This is a genomic window from Vibrio nigripulchritudo ATCC 27043 (assembly GCF_000222685.1).
Lineage (GTDB): Bacteria > Pseudomonadota > Gammaproteobacteria > Enterobacterales > Vibrionaceae > Vibrio > Vibrio nigripulchritudo.
Map to the genome: position 1 here is coordinate 1 of NZ_AFWJ01000147.1, position 4,339 is coordinate 4,339.

The 4,339-nt window shown below is 44.8% G+C and carries 4 protein-coding genes; 2 read left to right on the forward strand and 2 right to left on the reverse strand.

Annotation, left to right across the window (positions count from 1 at the left end; translation table 11 throughout):
- A partial coding sequence (locus RH89_RS13310; RefSeq protein ID WP_004402660.1) for a transporter substrate-binding domain-containing protein occupies positions 1-429 on the reverse strand: 429 nt, incomplete at its 3' end.
- A 566-nt stretch (positions 430-995) separates the two neighbouring features.
- Between RH89_RS13310 and RH89_RS13315 the strand changes: the two genes are divergently transcribed.
- Together RH89_RS13315 and RH89_RS13320 are read left to right on the forward strand one after the other, a co-directional pair.
- Positions 996-1,487, forward strand: a complete 492-nt coding sequence (locus RH89_RS13315) for a putative pterin-binding protein (RefSeq protein ID WP_004402661.1) — start codon at positions 996-998, stop codon at positions 1,485-1,487.
- 2 nt (positions 1,488-1,489) lie between these two features.
- Complete coding sequence (locus tag RH89_RS13320; protein WP_004402662.1) at positions 1,490-2,575, forward strand: diguanylate cyclase domain-containing protein; 1,086 nt, start codon at positions 1,490-1,492, stop codon at positions 2,573-2,575.
- Positions 2,576-2,716: 141 nt separating this feature from the next.
- Here the strand turns inward: RH89_RS13320 and RH89_RS13325 are convergent, their stop codons facing one another.
- On the reverse strand, positions 2,717-4,258 hold the full coding sequence (locus RH89_RS13325; protein WP_004402663.1) for a methyl-accepting chemotaxis protein: 1,542 nt from the start codon (positions 4,256-4,258) through the stop codon (positions 2,717-2,719).
- Between the last annotated feature and the right edge of the window lie 81 nt (positions 4,259-4,339).

A 4,339-nucleotide genomic window follows, 5' to 3' on the forward strand; every position in this document is an offset into this window, starting at 1 on the left:
ACTGTGTACCGAGGTGACAGAGTCACTAAATAGCAATGCGTTGGTTACGGCAAAGACTTTTGAATCGGTAAAGGTCGCAAACTGCTTTCCCTCTGAAGTTGGGGTCATGTTGGAGATGATGTCGATCTCCCGCGCTTTCAGTTTTTCCAGCGCTTCTGTCCAGTCTGCTACGTCGACAAACTTAACCTTGCTCCCGACCTGCTGAGCCAGTAAGAGGATAAGCTCGGTCGAGTAGCCTTTCCGCTCACCAAATTCACGATAGTTGAACGGCGGCCAATAATCTTCCGAATGAACCTTCCAAACGGGATGACGTTCAAGAAATAGCTTTTCTTCAGCCGTTAGCGCTTCCTCTCCCTGAGCTTTAGCCACCAAAAACAGCGTTACCACCAATGGAATTATCCAACGCAGCAAGTGAATAAATTTATACATCTAGGGGGGAGCATCCTCTTAAAATATGAGCTTCAAATTAAATATGAGTTTAGATATGGATTTAGTATCACATTTGGCTAAGCCGAAATTTTAACTCACCTAAGGATGATACCGATTCCAATTCCTTAATACTTTATAGTCATGTGTGATCGAGTTCAAAACTCACTATTTAATTTTATAGTTTTAATGCAGTTAAATAGTATTAACTGATGAATAGTGTGAACACACACATTGCATGTAGTGCATATATATAAAAATAACTTCATAAAAATTGTGTATTTAAATCATTTTGGCATTCGTTTTTTCTAATTATTTCCTAAACTTAATATGGAAAAATATGAACTTTGAGCCACAAGATAAAATATTTTCCTTGAGAAGAGATTTAATTATGACGAGTTGTTAACACACGCGTGGAATTTTCACATTAGATTCGTTCATAACAAGTTGAGCCGTATGCTATTCTTGTTTACAAGACAAATCTCAAAATTCATACACCTGAAAGGCGTTTCGCTCTAAAATAATAAAAACATCAACAATAATTTCGTAAAGCTTTCCGCGGAGGGGACATGTTCTTAAATTTTAAAAACGCGTTCGTTTTTATTTTTTTACTTATATTTTCGGCACTTACTTTAGCACAAAGTGATAGAACGATACTGACCGTTTCTGGTCAGGTGGAAAAAAGCCGAAAATATTCGTTGGAACAAATTCAGTCGTTCCCACAATTGTTGATTACCACTAATACCCCATGGACCAATGAAGCGCATAGCTACAAGGGTCCGACTCTTGAAGATATTCTTAACGATGCCAAGGCAAAAGGTTCCTGGCTGACCTTAAAAGCGCTGGACAAATATCAGGTGACGGTTGACTTCGAGCGCATTCGCCAGTTCAAACCCATCTTGGCCTGGGAAGATAATGGAAAAAAGATGACAGTAAGGGGTAAAGGTCCATTGTGGCTAATACTGCCAAAAGACCACCACAAAGAGCTTGAAGCACAGATTTTCAATGATTATATGGTTTGGCAACTCGTAACCATTGATGTCTTCAGTGAGGAACCCTAAGAATGCCGCTACCAAGCCGTCTTCAGACCCCTGTATTACTGACTGTAGCGATTCTGTTTACCCTTTGTGCCGTTGTTAGTGTAACTCAAATAGTTAAAAGCCTGGATCTGCTGGCGGTTAACGAACACTCCACCGGACGGGCTATTGTTCAGTTAATGCTGCTGCATCAGGAATACATGAATGACGCAGAGAATTATTTCAGAGGGCTAATTGAAGTAGACGAGCTGCTGACCAGCTATGATTTAACCTGGTCTGCCTTCGAAATATTACTTGTCGGTTCCGAGTCTGCAAATTTAATGGAAAGACAGGGACGACTTGAAATTATTGTCGATACTTTTGAATCTTTTAAAGAACTTGACCCCACACTGGATTCTTTTAACGAAATTCATTTTTCACAATACCTCGCTCACGGTCAGCAAACCTCCGAAACCATTAATGCTTTGCTAAACGAGGAGTTTCAGCGAGTCTCAGAGAAAAATTATTCCAGAGATTTGGAGCTGGTTCGCCTGAACAGCATCATGGGTTACAGTTACGCGGGGCTGGCGATTTGTGGCAGCCTTCTGCTTTACATTACGTTAAAAGACCGACGTAAAATAAGCCACCTGGCCTACCATGACTCTCTTACCGGGCTTGCCAATCGAGCCGCACTTCAAAACCAACTTATCGACCTGAAACGTCAAAACAGCGCCGAATTTACTGTGCTCTTACTCGATCTGGACGGTTTTAAACTGGTGAATGACACTTATGGTCACGACGTGGGAGACCGGCTTCTCAAACGCATCAGTGCTCGATTGCTGAAAACCTGCGGTGAAGGTGACTTTATCGCACGTCTGGGTGGCGATGAATTTGCCATTATTCAACACTCTCAGGAAGAGCCTCAGGTTCTGCCTGAGAAAATCATTGAGTCTCTCTCTAAACCTATCAAGGTTGGCTCGGTGGATTGTAAAGTTGGCGTGAGCATCGGTATCTGCCTGGCAAGCGAATATCAGGACACCTGGGTCGACATACTTAAGGCTGCGGACATTGCCATGTATCAGGCAAAATCTAATGGCGGCAATAGCTACGACTTCTTTGATGATGCCGCGTAACTCTGTTTAGAAACTTAAACGCCAAGTCGAGCTTTCTCTATTAGGGTCTGTTGACCTTAGATACTCCAAGAATAAAAAAATAGCGCGTATTTACGCGCTGTTTTTCATTTTCCAGTGACTTATAAGTCTGGAATCTATGGTCTAGTATCTGAACTGACCTACTTTGCGGTTCAAGTCCGTCGCCTGATCCGACAGACCGTTGACCACACCTTCTATTTCGTTGGTCTGGCTTGTTACTCGGACTGAAGCGTCTGCAATCATAGTGATGCTGTTGCTGATGTCCTCTGTAACCGTGGATTGCTCATTGGCGGCCGTCGCAATCTGCAGGTTCATGTCGTTCAGCTCTGTAAGCATGTTGGTAATCTGCTCCAGCATTTCGGTGTTCTGACGACAACTTTCTGTGCCTTTTTCAACCGAAGAGTTGGCGTTATTGATTCCCGATGCCACAGCCTGAGTCTCACCCTGAAGGGCTTCAATTTTGCCTCGAATCTCTTCAGTAGAAGACTGAGTTCGGCTCGCCAGAGAACGAACTTCATCTGCCACCACAGCAAACCCTCGACCTTGCTCACCTGCCCGAGCCGCTTCTATCGCTGCGTTCAAAGCAAGTAAGTTTGTCTGCTCGGCAATTGACTGAATAACATCGAGCACTTCACCAATGGAGTTGCTTTCTTTAACCAGCCTTTCGATGGCTTCGTTAGCGCTTTCCATTTGAGAAGTCAGCAGCCCCATCTCGTTTCCAAGCTCACGACCAACCATGGCACTTCGCTTACCTGTATCGTTTGCATTCTTCACAAACTCAGCGGCTCGACTGGCAAACTGTGCAACTTCAGAAACCGAAGCACTCATTTCGTTAATCGCGGCAGCAACTGCATCCGACTTGGTGTGCTGATCATTCACGGCATTTCGCGTATCAACCATGCTGGTAGACATATGCTGGCTGTTTTCCGTCAGTTCATTGGTTGCCACTGAGAATTCCCGAATAATGCCTTGAAGCTGCTTGAAGAGCCCATTGACAGCAACCGCAAGTTCAGACATTTCATCTTTACCTTTTTCATCCAGTCTTGCCGTTAAGTCTTTAGAACCACTGATCTCAGTAATTTGAGCCGCCGCCGCTTTGATTGGTCTGGCGATGCCACCCCCGACAATGGAAGCGCCAATGGCAGACAACACCAAGAGAATCACAGTACTTAAACCTACAGCGGTGAACACGGCACTGTTAAGTACGCCTACATCAGCAAGCGCTTCCGCTTCATCTATTTCACTCAAAATCGCCCATTTAAGACCTGCTACGGTGATCGGACCGTACGCAGAAAGGACAGGAACGCCGCGGTAATCGAGGATAATCTCACTACCTGTCTGACCAGACAGCGCTGCCTGACTACCTACTGTGTTGACGGGCTGACGACCAATCGCACTGTCTTTGTCGCTAATCGCAGATACGATTTGATTCGAAACGCCGGCACTGGTCAGTGCTGCCAGATAGCCCGGTTTGTCTTCTAACAAGAATCTGGACTGGCTTCTGAGAAGTGTATCTGGTCCCACGAGGTACGTTTCACCGCTCGCTCCTAACCCTGCATCCGCCCACTTACCGTCGTAGGTCATGATGCTGTTTATCGCATCAACGGGCATCTGAAAGACAAGAACTCCTAGCTTATCGTTACCATCATAAACCGGAGCCGCCATAAAAGACGCTGCCGCTTCATACGATGGATAGTAGGGTTTAAAGTCGACAAGGAGAACTGATTTTTAGCCTGTGATTTAGCG